Raw genomic sequence first — 14,337 nt, 5'->3', positions numbered from 1 at the left:
AAGGAGGTTTTTATGCGAAAAATTGTAATAAATATCATTTTCGCTTTGTTAGGTATCGCAGTCGGAATTACGATTTTACCTAGCTTGTGGGAAGTTTTCGGTTTAGCAGGAATTGCTTTTGTCAACAACGGCTATTTTGACGGACTTATTGGATGTATTATATTTTATTTCTTGTCGTTCTTGTTTGTTAAACCAATCATGGAATTAAATCAAAAGATGGAAAAATATCTAAACTCTAGATCCCCCGGTTGGATTATTTATGGGGCTAGTTTTTTAATTGCTGGACTAGTTTTAGCTAATATCATTTCAATTCCGTTTTATATGATGCACAATATGTTTTCAAATGTGATTCCGGTAATTTTAATGATCGTCTTTGGGTGGATCGGTTTTCGAATGGGGACTAGTCGGCGCAATGATTGGACTAATTTCTCAATTACTAAACGAAATACTAAGACAAATGATAAGAACGACCAAATTGCTGCTGAAGGTGAAGTAACTCGTCGTTCTGCCAAAAAAGATTTTTATCCATATAAGATTTTGGATACTTCAGTAATTATTGACGGTCGGATTCATCAATTAGCTGAGACTGGTTTTTTGGAAGGAAAATTGATGATACCAGATTTTGTTGTTCATGAATTACAACTGATTTCTGATTCCAGTGACAGTCAAAAACGTGAACGTGGTCGTCGTGGTTTGGACATTTTGAATGAAATGAAGATGGATCAAACTATTAATTATGAAACAACGACGCGAGATTATGATAATATACCAGAAGTTGACATGAAATTACTTAAATTAGCCAAAGAAATTGGTGGTGCCGTCATGACAAATGATTATAATTTAAGTAAGGTAAGTGAATTTCAAAATGTTCAGGTACTTAACATTAACGAACTAGCCAAAGTCTTGAAACCTATGATTTTGCCAGGAGAGGCAATGACTGTTAAAGTTATAAAAGAGGGTACTGAACGAGAACAAGGTGTCGCATACCTAGAAGATGGTACGATGGTCGTTGTTGAAGAGGGTAAATACTTCATCAATAAAGACGTCGAAGTTATCGTAACTAGTGCATTACAAACCGATGCTGGTAAAATGATATTCGCAAAGCCTAAACATTCAATACATGGTATCCAGGAAAAGAGTAGTGCCAAGGAGAATTCAAACAACCATAAAGGCAATAATAACCATAATGGCGGCAATCGCAATAATGGAAATCGTAACCGTAACAATGGCAACCGGAATTCGAATAAAAACAACTCGAGAAATAAAAGGGGAGAACACAGAAATGGCAAAAAAGTCAGATAATAAAATTCGTGTAAGATATGCACCAAGTCCAACAGGTCACTTGCACATTGGGAATGCTAGAACAGCTATCTTTAACTACTTGTTCGCACGTAGTCACAAGGGAACTTTCGTTATCCGTATTGAAGATACAGATACAAAGAGAAACGTTAAAGGTGGAACAAAGAGTCAACTAGAAAACCTAAAATGGCTTGGCGTTGATTGGGATGAAGGTCCAGATGTCGGTGGTGACTATGGTCCATATCGTCAATCAGAAAGAAAAGAAATTTATCAAAAATATATTGATGAATTACTAGAAAAAGGTTTAGCTTACAAATCATATCTGACTGAAGAACAACTACAAGCAATGCGTGAAGATCAAGAAGCTCACGGACAAATGCCTCATTACGAATACGAATTTGAAGGTATGTCTGACGAAGAAAAAGCTATTAAGATCAAAGAAGCAGAAGACGCTGGCGTTCAACCAGTTGTTAGATTCCATGTACCAGTTGGTAAGAACTACGAATGGGACGATATCGTAAAAGGTCAAGTTTCCATCGGTTCAGATACTATCGGTGGCGATTGGGTTATCCAAAAGCGTGACGGTATGCCAACTTATAACTTTGCGGTTGTTATTGATGACCATTTGATGGAAATCAGTCATGTTCTTCGTGGTGATGATCACGTTGCTAACACACCAAAGCAATTGATGATTTATGATGCCTTAGGCTGGGAAGCTCCAAAATTCGGCCATATGACATTGATCATCAATACTGAAACTGGTAAGAAGTTAAGTAAACGTGATGAATCAATCCTCCAATTTATCGAACAATATCGTGAACTAGGTTACCTACCAGAAGCTATGTTCAACTTTATTACACTTCTAGGTTGGTCACCAGTTGGTGAAGATGAATTATTCACTCGCAAACAATTCATCAAGATCTTTGACGAACACCGTTTGAGTAAATCACCTGCCAAATTCGACCAAAAGAAACTAGAATGGGTCAACAACCAATATGTTAAGCACGCTGATGTTAGTGAAATCACTGACTTAGCACTTGCTAACTTGATTGAAGCAAAACGTGTTGCCGAAAACCCAAGTACTGATGAGATTCAATGGGTAAGACATTTGACAGAACTTTACATGCCACAAATGTCATATACTCAACAAATCGTTGACTTGGCTGATGTTTTCTTCAATCAACCAGAACACTTAACAGATGACGAACAAAAAGAATTAGCTGACGATGATGCTAAAACTGCTATTGAAGACTTGAAAGGTAAGTTAGAAGCTTTACCAAGATTTACAGCTGCCCAAATCATGGACGCTATTCAATCAGTTCGTGCTGATACTGGTGTTAAGGGTAGAAAACTCTACATGCCAGCTAGAATTGCTGCTACAAGAACAATGCATGGTCCAGCAATTGCTGAAACAATTGAGTTGTTTGGTAAAGAACAAGCTCTTGCAAATATCGACAAGACTTTGAACGAAATGAAATAAAGTGTTTAAAAACTAAAAGAAAAGAAAAAGAGGTTGAAGGAAAACTTAGTTTGCCTCCAAGCTCTTTTTTATATAGGTGAAGATTATGTTGAAAATTTTCAATACATTGACCCGTGAAAAAGAGGAATTTAAACCAATAACGCCTAATCAAGTTAACATGTACGTCTGTGGACCTACTGTGTATAACTATATTCACATTGGTAATGCTCGTTCGATCGTAGCTTTTGATACAGTTCGCCGTTATTTGGAATTCTTAGGTTACAAGGTAAAATTTGTGTCTAACTTCACTGACGTCGATGACAAGATGATTAAAGAAGCTAATCGCGAAGGAATTACCGTCCCAGAAGTAGCTGACCGTTTTATCGAAGCCTTTTATGAAGATATTGCCGCTATCAACGTCCAAAAAGCTACTATCAATCCTAGAGCTACTGACAACATTCAAGATATTATCAATTTCGTTAAGGTTTTGATTGATAAAGGCTATGCTTATGAATCTGGCGGGGATGTCTTTTATCGTGCTAGAAAGTTCAAACATTATGGTGAGCTTTCTGACCAAAATATCGACCAATTAGTTGAAGGTGCCAGTGAACACATCGGTGAAGCTGAATTCGATAAGAAACAAGACCCAATCGACTTCGTTCTTTGGAAAAAAGCTAAGCCAGGTGAGATCAAATGGGATTCTCCTTGGGGAATGGGTCGTCCAGGTTGGCACATCGAATGTTCCGTTATGTCGACTAAATACTTAGGCGAAACTTTTGATATTCATGGTGGTGGTCAAGATTTAGAGTTCCCACATCATGAAAATGAAATCGCCCAAAGTGAAGCTAAGACTGGCAAGAAGTTTGTTAATTATTGGATGCATAACGGTTTTGTAACTGTTGAAAATAATGAAAAGATGAGTAAGTCACTCGGTAACTTTGTCACGGTTCACGATTTAGTCAAAAAGACTAATCCACAAGTTTTGAGATTCTTTTTATCGTCAACTCACTATCGTCGACCACTCGAGTATTCAGAAGCTAATTTGCAAAAGGCTGCTGACAACTTGGATAAAATCAAGACAGCTTACAACAATTTGAAATTCAGACTAGATGATGCCAAAGATTCTGATGATGGAGAAATCGTTACTCAAACTCAAAGTATCATTGATGACTTCAAGACAGCTATGAATGATGACTTTAACGTTCAAAATGGTTTGACAGAAATCTTTAATTTGGTCAGTTTAGCTAACAACTACTCATCAAGAGATGCAGTTGCTAAAAATGCTGTAAATGTTATCCTAAAAGCTATGGTTGATTTGACAAGTATTTTGGGAATCAACTTGGATAATCAACAAGACCTTTCAAAAGAAATTCAACAAATGGTCGATCAACGTGACCAAGCTCGTGCCGACAAAGATTTCGCTACGAGTGATAAATTACGTGACCAACTAAAAGACATGGGCGTAATCTTAGAAGATACCCCTCAAGGAACACGGTGGCATATTAATGACTGATGTTAAGAAATTTAACGGTGTAACTTTGGCTTATTTAGGCGATGCAGTTTATGAAGTATTTATTCGTGAGCATCTATTGTCCAAAAATATCGTCAAAGTAAATGAATTACAACACCAAGCCAAACATTACGTATCAGCAAAAGCTCAAGCTTCATTGATAACTTTGATGCTCGATAATGATGTTTTGACTGAACAAGAAGTAAAGATTTATAAGAACGGGCGTAATGCCAAGAAGCAAACTAAAGCAAAGAATACAAGTGTTGTCACTTATCATATGTCCACTGGTTTTGAAGCCGTCTTTGGTTACTTGGATATTACTGGAGACAAAGAACGTGTTAAAGAACTTGCGTTGTGGTGTATAAATGAGGTAGAAAGTGGTGCAGCAGATGACCGGAAATTCGAATAGAAATAATAACAGTGAAGAAAAAGAATTAGTTTATGGAGTTCATTCGGTAATTGAATTATTGAAGTCTTCAACAGCTGATCAACGTGTCAACAAAGTTTTAGTTCAAAAGGGACTTTCAAGTGAACACATCGCGGAAGCTATTAAATTATCTAAACGTGATCGTTTGATCGTGCAAGAAGTACCTAAGAACAAGTTGGATGATATTAGTGAAGGTGGCAATCACCAAGGAATGGCAGCTTATATTGCCCCTTATCAATACGCTGAAATGAAAGATATCTTTGACAATGCCAAGAAAAAAAATGAAGATCCCTTTATTTTGATTTTGGATAAAATTGAAGATCCTCATAACCTCGGTTCAATCATGCGGACAGCTGATGCTGTAGGAGTTCATGGAATCATCGTGCCAAAGCATCGTTCAACTGGACTTACTTCAACAGTTGCTAAGACTTCAACTGGTGCCATTGAACACGTGCCAGTAGTCCGTGTAACTAACCTGGTCAACACAATCAACGACTTGAAGAAGAAAAATGTCTGGATCTTTGGTACAGCTATGGAAGGTGATAATTACCGTAACTGGAATGCCAAAGGAGCAGTCGCTCTAATCATTGGTAACGAAGGTAAAGGAATTTCACCACTAGTTCTCAAACAAGCTGACCAAACTTTGAATATTCCGATGGTCGGACATGTACAAAGTTTGAATGCTTCAGTTGCAACGGGGATTTTGTTGTATCAAGCTTTTGCTTCAAGAAATGCGTAATTTATATTAAACGAATGATTAAATTTCATTCGTTTTTTTTGTAAACAAATGTTCTCTTTTAATACAAGAAATAGCAATGTTATTCTAAAAATATAAAGTTATTCCCCACAATAACATGCCAAATGTATAGCTCAGAGTCACAATGGATTGAACAAGTTAGAACTAATAGAGATTCACCAGCTTTAAATAGATTGGTGAAACGATACCATCCGATGATCGATAACCTAGCTAAACATTATTACATTGCCGGCTTTGACCGCGAAGACTGGTATCAAGAAGCTTTTATAACTTGTTATGAGACTTGCCAAGTTTTTGATGGCACCAGTGGTTCAAGATTCGGTAGCTTTTTTAAGATGAAATTTGAACGTCGAATTATTGATTTGATCAGACGTGAAAATGCAAGTAAGAGAAAAATTAACGGGATGACTGAACCTTTGGAGATTCATCCGAACCAACAACCAATTGACGGTCATCGCTATCTAATAGAAGTAAAAGATCAAGTTGAAATTTTGACTAAAAGAATGAGCAAATTAGAATTAACAGCGATGCAATTTATTTTAGGAAAAATCACTATGGATCAAGCCTGCAAAAGGGAATCTTGTACGCCTAAAAAAATTCAAAATGCAATTTATCGATTGAAACGACTTATTTTGAAACAAGATGATTCTGATTTGTCATGAGTTTGCAATGGACAAAACTATTTCCAGAGTTTACAATTAATAAGATTAAGAATAGATTTTGGAGATAAACATGGGATTAAGAAAAGTCGCATTAGCTTGCATTGTTTGTGGTTCACGTAACTACACAATCAGTGAGAACCCAAACCGCACAGAACGTTTAGAAGTTAAAAAGTTCTGTAAGCACTGTGGAAAACACACGTTACATAAAGAAACAAGATAAGCTGGAGGAACAAATGAAACTATTTAAATTTTTTGGTAGTGTCAATAAAGAAATGAAATTAGTTGTTTGGCCTACATTTAAAGAAAACAGACGTGATACATGGACTGTTATCGCTACATCATTGATGTATGCAATCTTCTTTGCCGTAGTTGATTGGGGTCTGATTAAACTATTACAAACCTTTATCATGGGTAAATAGATTGTAAGAGCGTCAAAAATTTGCTATGATATTAGCAATGAGAAAAACTTCGACTGTGGTTCGGAGTTTTTTTATTTTGAATTTTGGAGGAAATTATGGCTGAAGCTGGCGAAAAACAATGGTATGTTTTGCATACCTATTCAGGATATGAAAATAAAGTTAAGGAAAATCTAGAATCACGTGCTCAATCAATGGGTATGGAAGATTACATTTTCCAAGCAGTTGTTCCTGAAGAAGAAGAAACAAAAATGAAAAACGGTAAAGAAAAGAAAGAAATGGAAAAAACTTTCCCTGGTTACGTTTTAGTACAAATGGTTATGAGTGATGAATCATGGTTTATCGTTCGTAATACACCAGGCGTTACTGGATTTGTCGGCAGTCACGGTTCAGGTAGTAAGCCTGCACCACTATTACCTGAAGAAATTGATAGCATCATGAAACAATACGGTATGAATGCTAATAAACCATCTGACTTTGAAGTTGGCGAAACAGTTAACATCACTGATGGTGCCTTTTCAGATACGACTGGTAAGATCACAGAAATCGATGATGAACATAGAAAACTTAAAGTTGACGTTGATATGTTTGGTCGTATGACTTCTGCTGAACTTGATTTCACATCAGTTGAAAAACAAAAATAGTTATTGAAAAGACTAGTAGGCCGTGCTACTATATAACGGTATGTTTTTGACACATACATGTGGGAGAGAAAATTTTCATTCTCATCATGACCACATCACGGAACAAGGAGGTATGCACCGTGGCTAAAAAAGTTGCTAACGTAGTAAAATTACAAATCCCTGCTGGACAGGCTACTCCAGCTCCTCCAGTTGGTCCTGCACTAGGACAAGCTGGTATTAACATTGTTGCCTTTACAAAAGACTTCAATGCACGTACACAAGATCAAAAGGGTATGATTATCCCTGTTGTTATCTCAGTATACGAAGACCGTTCATTCGATTTCGTTACTAAGACACCACCAGCTGCAGTTCTATTGAAGAAAGCTGCTGGCGTTGAAAAGGGCTCTGGCGAACCTAACACAAACAAGGTTGCCACAGTTACTGAAGACCAAGTTCGCGAAATTGCTGAAACCAAGATGAAAGACCTAAACGCTGCTAGTGTTGAATCTGCAATGCGTATGGTTGCTGGTACTGCAAGAAGTATGGGCTTTGAAGTAAAGTAAAAGACTAGATTGAGCAGTTTACAAAGAATGTGAAAGCATTCTTAACAAGTGGGAGGGGAAAACCCCGTAAGACCACAAAGCAAGGAGGAACTTAGCATGGCTAAGCATGGAAAAAAATATACAGAAGCATTAAAACAAGTAGATAAAAGCAAAAGTTATACTGCTGAAGAAGCTGTAGAACTATTAAAGAAAGTTGACTACGCTAAATTCGATGCAACTGTTGAAGTTGCTATCAATTTGGATGTTGATCCTAAACAAGCTGATCAACAAATTCGTGGTGCTATCGTACTACCTAACGGTACAGGTAAAACTCAAAAGGTTATTGTCTTCGCTGAAGGACAACAAGCTAAGGATGCAGAAGCAGCCGGCGCTGATGTCGTTGGTTCAGATGACCTTGTAGAAAAGATTCAAGACGGCTGGTTGGATTTTGACGTTGCTGTTGCTACACCACCTATGATGGCCAAAGTTGGTCGCTTGGGTCGTGTTCTTGGACCTAAAGGTTTGATGCCTAACCCTAAGACAGGTACGGTTACAATGGATGTTACAAAGGCTGTTAATGATATTAAAGCCGGACAAGTTACATACCGTGTAGATCCAAATGGTCTTATCCACGCACCAATCGGAAAGATGTCATTTGATACAAATAAGATTGTAGAAAACTTTAATTCATTCTACGATACAATTGCAAAAGCACGTCCTGCATCATTAAAGGGTAACTATATTGTCAGTGTAAACATGACATCAACATTTGGACCTGGTCTAAAGATCAACGCTTAATAAGTGTTGACTAATTACCAAAATAATGATAAATTATCATAGTTGATTTCTACCGAAGACTCAGGTGATGAAAGTCTTAATATCCTGCCGAGGCCAGAAGATTATTTCACTTAATCTCTGTGTCCTTAGGGCACAGAGATTTTATTTTTTTAGCCGAATTTGTAGAAGATTAACTAAAAAATTGTGGAGGTGAAACGTAATAATGAAGCAAGAAGTATTAGCACAAAAACAAGCAGAAGTAGATGAAATTGCTAAGCAACTTACAGGCGCAAAATCAGTAATCGTTGTTGATTATTTAGGTTTAACAGTTGAACAAGCAACTGAAATGCGTGCTGAATTACGCGAACAAAATGCTACTATGCAAGTTGTTAAGAATACAATCTTGAGACGTGCAGCTGAAAAAGCTGGTGTTGAAGGTCTAGAGAAGTTCTTCGTTGGACCTACAGCTATCGCTTATTCTGAAGAAGATCCTGTTGGACCTGCTAAGATTGCTGCTAAGTTTGCTAAAGATGTTGACGCCGTTGAAATCAAGGGTGGAATCATCGAAGGTAAAGCTGCATCTCTTGACGAAATTCAAGAATTAGCTACATTACCAGACAGAGATGGCATGCTATCAATGTTGGTATCTGTATTACAAGCTCCTGTACGCGACTTTGCTATGGTTGTTAAGGCACTCGCAGACAAAGAAGACGACGGACAAGAAGCTTAATTACATTAACTAAAAAACTCATAATATTTGGAGGATACAATAATGGCTTTAGATACACAAAAGATTATCGATGATTTAAAAAATGCATCAATTCTAGAACTTAACGACCTTGTTAAGGCTATTGAAGAAGAATTTGACGTTAAGGCTGCTGCTCCAGTTGCTGCTGCCGGTGCTGCTGGTGGCGACGCTGCTGCAGAAAAGGACTCATTTGACGTTGAACTTACAGAAGCAGGTCAAGAAAAGGTTAAGGTTATCAAGGAAGTTCGTGGTATCACAGGACTTGGCTTGAAGGACTCAAAGGATCTTGTTGATGGTGCTCCTAAGGTTATCAAGGAAGGCGTTGCTAAGGCTGACGCTGATGACATGAAGGCTAAATTAGAAGCTGTTGGTGCAACAGTTACATTGAAGTAATACACTTTATGTTAAAATTAATCCTCGTAAGAGGATTTTTTTTTATCCAAAAAAGGAAGGATGAAACCTATGGCTAATCAATATTTTGAAAATACTCCTAGTGTGGAGCATGAAGTTAAGAATTTCAATTTTACTTTGCGCAAGCATAATTTAGATTTTATGTCCGATAGTGGGGTTTTTTCTAGACAAACAATCGATTACGGTTCACGAGTATTAATTGAAGCAATTGATTTCCAGAACATTCCTAATGGCAATATTTTAGACGTTGGTTGTGGCTATGGTCCAATCGGCTTGGCACTAGCTAAAGAACAAACTAAACGCAACGTAGCTATGGTTGATGTTAATCTAAGAGCATTAGATTTGGCTAAGAAAAATGCCGATAACAATCAAATTAAAAATGCTGAGATCTTTGAATCAGATACTTATGATAAAGTGTCAGACAAGTATGCATTGATTGTTTCTAATCCACCAGTTCTGCTGGTAAGAAGGTCGTTAATTCAATTTTAGCCGAATCAAAAGACTATCTGGAACCAAATGGAGAATTGTGGATTGTCTTGCAAAAGAAACAAGGTGCTCCGTCAGCTAAGAAACTAATGGATGAAACTTTTGGCAACGTTGAAGTAGTTACACGTGATAAAGGATATTATATTTTGAAAAGTAAATTGATTTAAATTACTCCCAAATATGGTATATTCAAGTTGGAGGCGTTTACTTATGAAGAAAAAAATCGTAATTGGAATCATTATTTCTGCAATTTCTGCAGGTACAATTTTAACGGTATCATCTGTAATTCATCTTTTAAAGAAGAAGACTGTCCAAAGTGATCGCGAGCAATTAGAAGAATATGTTGATAAATATCTTCACGGTAATGAAAAATTAATGGCTTTTGTCGGTACATTGTCCGATGATCAAGTTCGTGAATTGATTGATATCTTGGAAACTTTGAAAAAAGAACGAGAACAATTAAAAATTAAAGCACCAGCAATTCCCAAATATTTAGAAAAGAAAGTAACTAATTTAATCGGTTAAAAATGATATTTTCAGAAGATAAAATAAATGAATACATGGATTTAGCACTAGAAGAAGCAAAAAAAGCTGAATCAAGAAGAGAAGTTCCGATTGGTTGTATCATCGTCGACAACCAAACTGGAGAAGTGATTGCTAGAGGTTCAAATGAGCGCGAAGAAACCCAAAACGCAATTAAGCATGCGGAAATCATTGCAATTGAAGCGGCTTGTAAAAAAGTTGGCAGTTGGCGTTTGGAACACACGAGTTTATTTGTCACACTAGAACCTTGTCCAATGTGTGCCGGTGCTATCATCAACAGTCGTATCGAAGAAGTTATTTATGGTGCCAAAGATCCAAAAGCTGGGTCAGTCGGTTCTATCAATAATTTGTTGGCTGAGACCCGTTACAATCACCAACCAGAAGTGTTGAGTGGGGTAAAAGACCAAGAGGCAGCTGATTTACTTCGCAATTTCTTTCGAGAAATTCGTCGCAAAAAGTAGAAAAAATTTGTGATTTATAGTATCATAGTTATTGCCGTAAGGCCTTAGGGCAATGGTGCTCTTGTGAATCGTGTCAGGTTCGGAAGAAAGCAGCACTAAGTAAGGTGTACCATGTGCCTTTTGTTATGTATATTAGCCTCCTAATCTATTCCGGATTAGGAGTTTTTTTGTGTTAAAATTTACATATCAGACTTTTTGAAGGAGAAAAAATGGCATATCAAGCACTTTATCGAGTTTGGCGTCCCCAAACTTTTTCTGACGTAATTGGCCAAGATGTCATTACTCAGACCTTGAGAAATGCGGTGGCTAGCAATATGACTAGTCATGCGTATTTATTCAGTGGGCCACGTGGTACTGGGAAGACATCCTGTGCAAAGATTTTGGCTAAGGCAGTCAATTGTCTTAACCCTCAAGATGGTGAACCTTGTAATGAATGTGAAATTTGTTTAGCAGCCAATGAGAACCGTTTAAATGACGTAATTGAGATTGATGCTGCTTCAAACAATGGTGTTGAAGAGATCCGTGACATTCGTGACAAAGTTAAATATGCTCCAACTGAAGCCAAATATAAAGTTTATATCATTGATGAAGTTCATATGCTTTCTCAAGGTGCATTCAATGCCTTACTGAAAACATTAGAAGAACCACCAGCAAATGTGATGTTTATTTTGGCAACAACTGAACCACAAAAGATTCCTGCAACAATTATTTCTAGAACACAAAGTTTTAATTTTAGAAGAATTTCTAAACAAGATATTCTGAAACGAATGATTTTTATTTTAAATGATAAGAATATTAAGTATGATGAAGAAGGCCTTGATATTATTGCCGCTTCTGCTGAAGGTGGAATGCGTGATGCTCTCAGTATTTTGGATCAAGCTTTGTCATATGGTGATGATGAATTAACTCTTAAGAACGCTCAAGAAGTAACTGGTGCTTTGAGTAATGAGCAGATTGTTTCTTATATGACGGCTATTGCTGAAAATAAGCCAGCACAAGCTTTGACGAGTTTGTATCAAATCTTAGAGAGTGGCCGTTCAGCTTTGCGTTTTACAGAAATGATTATTCGAGTTTGCCGTAATTTGATTTTGTATAATTCTAATTCAGATTTGTCTAAGCAGATGGATAGTTCAGTTATGACTAAAGAGTTGTTGGCAATTGCGGATAAATTTGATAATAAACGCTTGTTTTATATCGTTGATCAAGTCAGTGCGACCCAAAAGAATCTCAAGAATTCTAATCAAACAGATATTTATATGGAAATTTTAACGGTTAAGATTTCAGAACCTCAAGTTGCTTCAAGCGTAGAACCGGTGGAGAACGATTCGGTTGATAATGAAGTTATTGATAAATTACGAGATGAAGTTTCTCATTTACAAAATGAAGTTAAGGATTTATCTAATGGCACACCAGTAACAAAGAGTAGCTCAAAACCTAAGCCACATCACCGGGCCAACAATAATACTCGTTTGAATAAGACCGCAATTTATAAGGTTCTCGGCAATGCTACCAAGAATGATTTGGTTGCAGCTAGAGACATGTGGCCAGAACTAATGAGTATGCTTTCAATTTCACAACGTGCTATGATGAGAGTCGCACAACCAGTTGCTGCATCTTCAGAAGGCATCGTCGTCGCATTTGATTACGCTATGTGGTTCGAACAAGTTCAAGATGATAGTGACTTTTTGCAATCTTTGACCGACAATGCTAGTAAGTTGTTGAAAAAAGATTGTCAAATAGTTCTCGTGCCTAAGGTCGACTGGCCTAAAATAAGAAAAGAATATATTGATAATAATATTGATTCAACCAAGAAAAACACGGTAAAATCTAATAAAGAAACTAAGAAAACTGATCCCACCGTTGATGAAGCTTTAAAATTATTTGGTGACGATATAGTTGATGTAAAAAATGACTAGGAGGAATTATTATGAGTAAAGGAATGCCAAATATGGGTGGAATGGGTGGCAATATGGCCAATATCATGCGCCAAGCCCAAAAGATGCAAAAAGAAGTTCAAGCAACAACTGAAGAACTTAACAAGACAGAATATACTGGTAAATCAGTCGATGATTTTGTTGTCGTTAAAGTAACTGGTGATAAGAAGATTGCTGATATGACAATTAGTGACAAGATTATTGATCCTGATGATCCAGATACATTGCAAGATATGTTGATCGATGCTTTGAACAATGCTTTCAAGGCCGTTGATGATGACAAACAAGCCAAATTAGGTAAATACACAAACGGGTTGATGTAATGAAATATCCAGAACCAATTTCGAAATTAATCGATAGTTATATGATGTTACCGGGTATTGGTCGCAAGACTGCTACTCGAATGGCATTTTTCACACTTGGTATGGACAAAGATCAAGTGCAAGAATTTGCTAATAATTTAATTTCCGCTAAAACGGATTTGAAGAAATGTAAAATCTGTGGAAATATTACCACTGAGGATATTTGTCCAATTTGTAGTGATAAGAGTCGTGATCAATCTACTATTTTGGTCGTTGAGCAAGCTAAAGATATTATGTCTTTAGACGATATGAACGGCTATAATGGTTTGTATCACGTACTAGGAGGGGTCTTATCGCCAGTCGATGGAGTTGGCCCAGAAGATTTGAATATTAAGATGTTGCTAAATCGTTTGAAACAAAATCAAAGTGTTAAAGAATTGATTATCGCAACAAACGCTACACCAGAAGGGGAAGCAACCGCTCAATATTTAGCCAAATTAGTTAAGCCAGCAGGAATAAAAGTAACTAGACTGGCACATGGTTTAGCAGTCGGATCAGATATTGAATATGCTGATGAAATGACGTTAAAGAGTGCTGTTCTAGGACGCAGGGAGATTTAACATGTTTGGTAGAAAAAAAGTATCCGTCCAAAAGATGGAAAATGATCGCCTCTTAGATAATATTCACCAGATTCAACAACGAATCGGGAATACCCAAAGAATGATTAATAATTCAGTGGATGTAGACGATACGACTAGGATCCATCTGAAATTAGATCAGTTAAAGTATCAATTTTTGTATCTAGAAGCTAGAAGAAGAAAGGCTCAAGCTAAAAATACGACCAATATTATTTTTGGCGAAGAAGATACTTTCTTGAAGCAACCTAGTCGAGCTGAAAAGCACTGGTAGTAGTGTTTTTAATTGCCGTCCTCCATAGCAAAGAAAATTTGGCTGGAATGCACTCGTCCTTGTCAAGTTGA

19 protein-coding genes, 1 other RNA gene, 1 pseudogene and 1 other annotated feature are annotated in these 14,337 nt (G+C 36.9%); all 21 genes and pseudogenes read left to right on the top strand.

Features of this window, described 5'->3' with window-relative positions:
* The first annotated feature begins 12 nt into the window (after positions 1–12).
* The 21 genes and pseudogenes from FC88_RS03075 (at position 13) to FC88_RS02985 (ending at position 14,266) form a co-directional block, all read left to right on the top strand.
* Positions 13–1,302, top strand: coding sequence for a PIN/TRAM domain-containing protein (locus tag FC88_RS03075; RefSeq protein ID WP_057812668.1), 1,290 nt, complete (start codon positions 13–15; stop codon positions 1,300–1,302).
* Positions 1,283–2,779 (top strand): glutamate--tRNA ligase, encoded by a 1,497-nt coding sequence (gltX, locus tag FC88_RS03070; protein ID WP_057812666.1) that lies wholly within the window; start codon positions 1,283–1,285, stop codon positions 2,777–2,779. The genes FC88_RS03075 and gltX overlap by 20 nt, the downstream gene beginning before the upstream one ends.
* 85 nt (positions 2,780–2,864) lie before the next feature.
* Positions 2,865–4,271 (top strand): cysteine--tRNA ligase, encoded by a 1,407-nt coding sequence (gene cysS, locus FC88_RS03065; RefSeq protein ID WP_057812664.1) that lies wholly within the window; start codon positions 2,865–2,867, stop codon positions 4,269–4,271.
* Positions 4,264–4,677, top strand: coding sequence for a Mini-ribonuclease 3 (locus FC88_RS03060; RefSeq protein ID WP_057812662.1), 414 nt, complete (start codon positions 4,264–4,266; stop codon positions 4,675–4,677). The genes cysS and FC88_RS03060 overlap by 8 nt, the downstream gene beginning before the upstream one ends.
* Positions 4,658–5,434 carry a 23S rRNA (guanosine(2251)-2'-O)-methyltransferase RlmB gene (gene rlmB / locus FC88_RS03055; RefSeq protein WP_057812660.1) on the top strand — a complete coding sequence of 259 codons (777 nt, stop codon included), beginning with the start codon at positions 4,658–4,660 and terminating at the stop codon, positions 5,432–5,434. The genes FC88_RS03060 and rlmB overlap by 20 nt, the downstream gene beginning before the upstream one ends.
* A gap of 122 nt (positions 5,435–5,556) precedes the next feature.
* The gene (locus FC88_RS03050) at positions 5,557–6,114 is read left to right on the top strand and encodes a sigma-70 family RNA polymerase sigma factor (protein WP_083484541.1); all 558 of its coding nucleotides are present in this window, start codon (positions 5,557–5,559) and stop codon (positions 6,112–6,114) included.
* 70 nt (positions 6,115–6,184) lie between these two features.
* On the top strand, positions 6,185–6,334 hold the full coding sequence (gene rpmG, locus FC88_RS12575) for a 50S ribosomal protein L33 (RefSeq protein WP_083484540.1): 150 nt from the start codon (positions 6,185–6,187) through the stop codon (positions 6,332–6,334).
* Positions 6,335–6,347: 13 nt separating this feature from the next.
* Positions 6,348–6,533: a preprotein translocase subunit SecE gene (gene secE / locus FC88_RS03045; RefSeq protein ID WP_057812656.1), complete on the top strand. Its 186-nt coding sequence runs from the start codon at positions 6,348–6,350 to the stop codon at positions 6,531–6,533.
* A 95-nt stretch (positions 6,534–6,628) separates the two neighbouring features.
* Complete coding sequence (gene nusG, locus FC88_RS03040) at positions 6,629–7,174, top strand: transcription termination/antitermination protein NusG (RefSeq protein WP_057812654.1); 546 nt, start codon at positions 6,629–6,631, stop codon at positions 7,172–7,174.
* Between the two features lie 119 nt (positions 7,175–7,293).
* Positions 7,294–7,716 (top strand): 50S ribosomal protein L11, encoded by a 423-nt coding sequence (rplK, locus tag FC88_RS03035; RefSeq protein ID WP_010018673.1) that lies wholly within the window; start codon positions 7,294–7,296, stop codon positions 7,714–7,716.
* A gap of 96 nt (positions 7,717–7,812) precedes the next feature.
* The gene (gene rplA / locus FC88_RS03030; protein ID WP_057812653.1) at positions 7,813–8,493 is read left to right on the top strand and encodes a 50S ribosomal protein L1; all 681 of its coding nucleotides are present in this window, start codon (positions 7,813–7,815) and stop codon (positions 8,491–8,493) included.
* Positions 8,494–8,527: 34 nt separating this feature from the next.
* Positions 8,528–8,647 (top strand) — a sequence feature (ribosomal protein L10 leader region).
* A 48-nt stretch (positions 8,648–8,695) separates the two neighbouring features.
* The gene (gene rplJ / locus FC88_RS03025) at positions 8,696–9,202 is read left to right on the top strand and encodes a 50S ribosomal protein L10 (RefSeq protein ID WP_057812651.1); all 507 of its coding nucleotides are present in this window, start codon (positions 8,696–8,698) and stop codon (positions 9,200–9,202) included.
* 42 nt (positions 9,203–9,244) lie between these two features.
* Positions 9,245–9,613, top strand: coding sequence for a 50S ribosomal protein L7/L12 (rplL, locus tag FC88_RS03020; protein WP_057812648.1), 369 nt, complete (start codon positions 9,245–9,247; stop codon positions 9,611–9,613).
* Between the two features lie 69 nt (positions 9,614–9,682).
* Positions 9,683–10,284: pseudogene (locus tag FC88_RS03015) on the top strand (class I SAM-dependent methyltransferase).
* Positions 10,285–10,327: 43 nt separating this feature from the next.
* The gene (locus FC88_RS03010; RefSeq protein ID WP_057812646.1) at positions 10,328–10,642 is read left to right on the top strand and encodes a hypothetical protein; all 315 of its coding nucleotides are present in this window, start codon (positions 10,328–10,330) and stop codon (positions 10,640–10,642) included.
* A 2-nt stretch (positions 10,643–10,644) separates the two neighbouring features.
* On the top strand, positions 10,645–11,121 hold the full coding sequence (locus tag FC88_RS03005; protein ID WP_057812644.1) for a nucleoside deaminase: 477 nt from the start codon (positions 10,645–10,647) through the stop codon (positions 11,119–11,121).
* Between the two features lie 43 nt (positions 11,122–11,164).
* Positions 11,165–11,247: signal recognition particle sRNA small type (ffs, locus tag FC88_RS12570), an RNA gene on the top strand.
* 83 nt (positions 11,248–11,330) lie between these two features.
* On the top strand, positions 11,331–13,037 hold the full coding sequence (gene dnaX, locus FC88_RS03000; RefSeq protein ID WP_057812642.1) for a DNA polymerase III subunit gamma/tau: 1,707 nt from the start codon (positions 11,331–11,333) through the stop codon (positions 13,035–13,037).
* Positions 13,038–13,048: 11 nt separating this feature from the next.
* Positions 13,049–13,378 carry a YbaB/EbfC family nucleoid-associated protein gene (locus FC88_RS02995; RefSeq protein ID WP_010018682.1) on the top strand — a complete coding sequence of 110 codons (330 nt, stop codon included), beginning with the start codon at positions 13,049–13,051 and terminating at the stop codon, positions 13,376–13,378.
* On the top strand, positions 13,378–13,977 hold the full coding sequence (gene recR / locus FC88_RS02990; protein WP_057812640.1) for a recombination mediator RecR: 600 nt from the start codon (positions 13,378–13,380) through the stop codon (positions 13,975–13,977). The genes FC88_RS02995 and recR overlap by 1 nt, the downstream gene beginning before the upstream one ends.
* 1 nt (position 13,978) lies before the next feature.
* The gene (locus FC88_RS02985; protein WP_057812638.1) at positions 13,979–14,266 is read left to right on the top strand and encodes a YaaL family protein; all 288 of its coding nucleotides are present in this window, start codon (positions 13,979–13,981) and stop codon (positions 14,264–14,266) included.
* Positions 14,267–14,337 lie beyond the last annotated feature (71 nt).

The organism is Companilactobacillus futsaii JCM 17355, assembly GCF_001435505.1.
Taxonomy (GTDB): Bacteria; Bacillota; Bacilli; order Lactobacillales; family Lactobacillaceae; genus Companilactobacillus; species Companilactobacillus futsaii.
Note: the sequence above shows the minus strand (reverse complement) of the source record. Positions and strands in the feature narration are given on the sequence as shown.

Excerpts from the sequence above, each read along its gene's own strand:
- FC88_RS03060 (WP_057812662.1), top strand. The coding sequence starts at position 4,264 with ATGACTGATGTTAAGAAATTTAACGGTGTAACTTTGGCTTATTTAGGC.
- FC88_RS03075 (WP_057812668.1), top strand. The coding sequence starts at position 13 with ATGCGAAAAATTGTAATAAATATCATTTTCGCTTTGTTAGGTATCGCA.
- rlmB (WP_057812660.1), top strand. The coding sequence starts at position 4,658 with ATGACCGGAAATTCGAATAGAAATAATAACAGTGAAGAAAAAGAATTA.
- FC88_RS03050 (WP_083484541.1), top strand. The coding sequence starts at position 5,557 with ATGTATAGCTCAGAGTCACAATGGATTGAACAAGTTAGAACTAATAGA.
- rplJ (WP_057812651.1), top strand. The coding sequence starts at position 8,696 with ATGAAGCAAGAAGTATTAGCACAAAAACAAGCAGAAGTAGATGAAATT.
- rplL (WP_057812648.1), top strand. The coding sequence starts at position 9,245 with ATGGCTTTAGATACACAAAAGATTATCGATGATTTAAAAAATGCATCA.
- rplA (WP_057812653.1), top strand. The coding sequence starts at position 7,813 with ATGGCTAAGCATGGAAAAAAATATACAGAAGCATTAAAACAAGTAGAT.
- FC88_RS03010 (WP_057812646.1), top strand. The coding sequence starts at position 10,328 with ATGAAGAAAAAAATCGTAATTGGAATCATTATTTCTGCAATTTCTGCA.
- FC88_RS02985 (WP_057812638.1), top strand. The coding sequence starts at position 13,979 with ATGTTTGGTAGAAAAAAAGTATCCGTCCAAAAGATGGAAAATGATCGC.
- dnaX (WP_057812642.1), top strand. The coding sequence starts at position 11,331 with ATGGCATATCAAGCACTTTATCGAGTTTGGCGTCCCCAAACTTTTTCT.
- rpmG (WP_083484540.1), top strand. The coding sequence starts at position 6,185 with ATGGGATTAAGAAAAGTCGCATTAGCTTGCATTGTTTGTGGTTCACGT.
- recR (WP_057812640.1), top strand. The coding sequence starts at position 13,378 with ATGAAATATCCAGAACCAATTTCGAAATTAATCGATAGTTATATGATG.
- cysS (WP_057812664.1), top strand. The coding sequence starts at position 2,865 with ATGTTGAAAATTTTCAATACATTGACCCGTGAAAAAGAGGAATTTAAA.
- FC88_RS02995 (WP_010018682.1), top strand. The coding sequence starts at position 13,049 with ATGAGTAAAGGAATGCCAAATATGGGTGGAATGGGTGGCAATATGGCC.
- nusG (WP_057812654.1), top strand. The coding sequence starts at position 6,629 with ATGGCTGAAGCTGGCGAAAAACAATGGTATGTTTTGCATACCTATTCA.
- secE (WP_057812656.1), top strand. The coding sequence starts at position 6,348 with ATGAAACTATTTAAATTTTTTGGTAGTGTCAATAAAGAAATGAAATTA.
- FC88_RS03005 (WP_057812644.1), top strand. The coding sequence starts at position 10,645 with ATGATATTTTCAGAAGATAAAATAAATGAATACATGGATTTAGCACTA.
- gltX (WP_057812666.1), top strand. The coding sequence starts at position 1,283 with ATGGCAAAAAAGTCAGATAATAAAATTCGTGTAAGATATGCACCAAGT.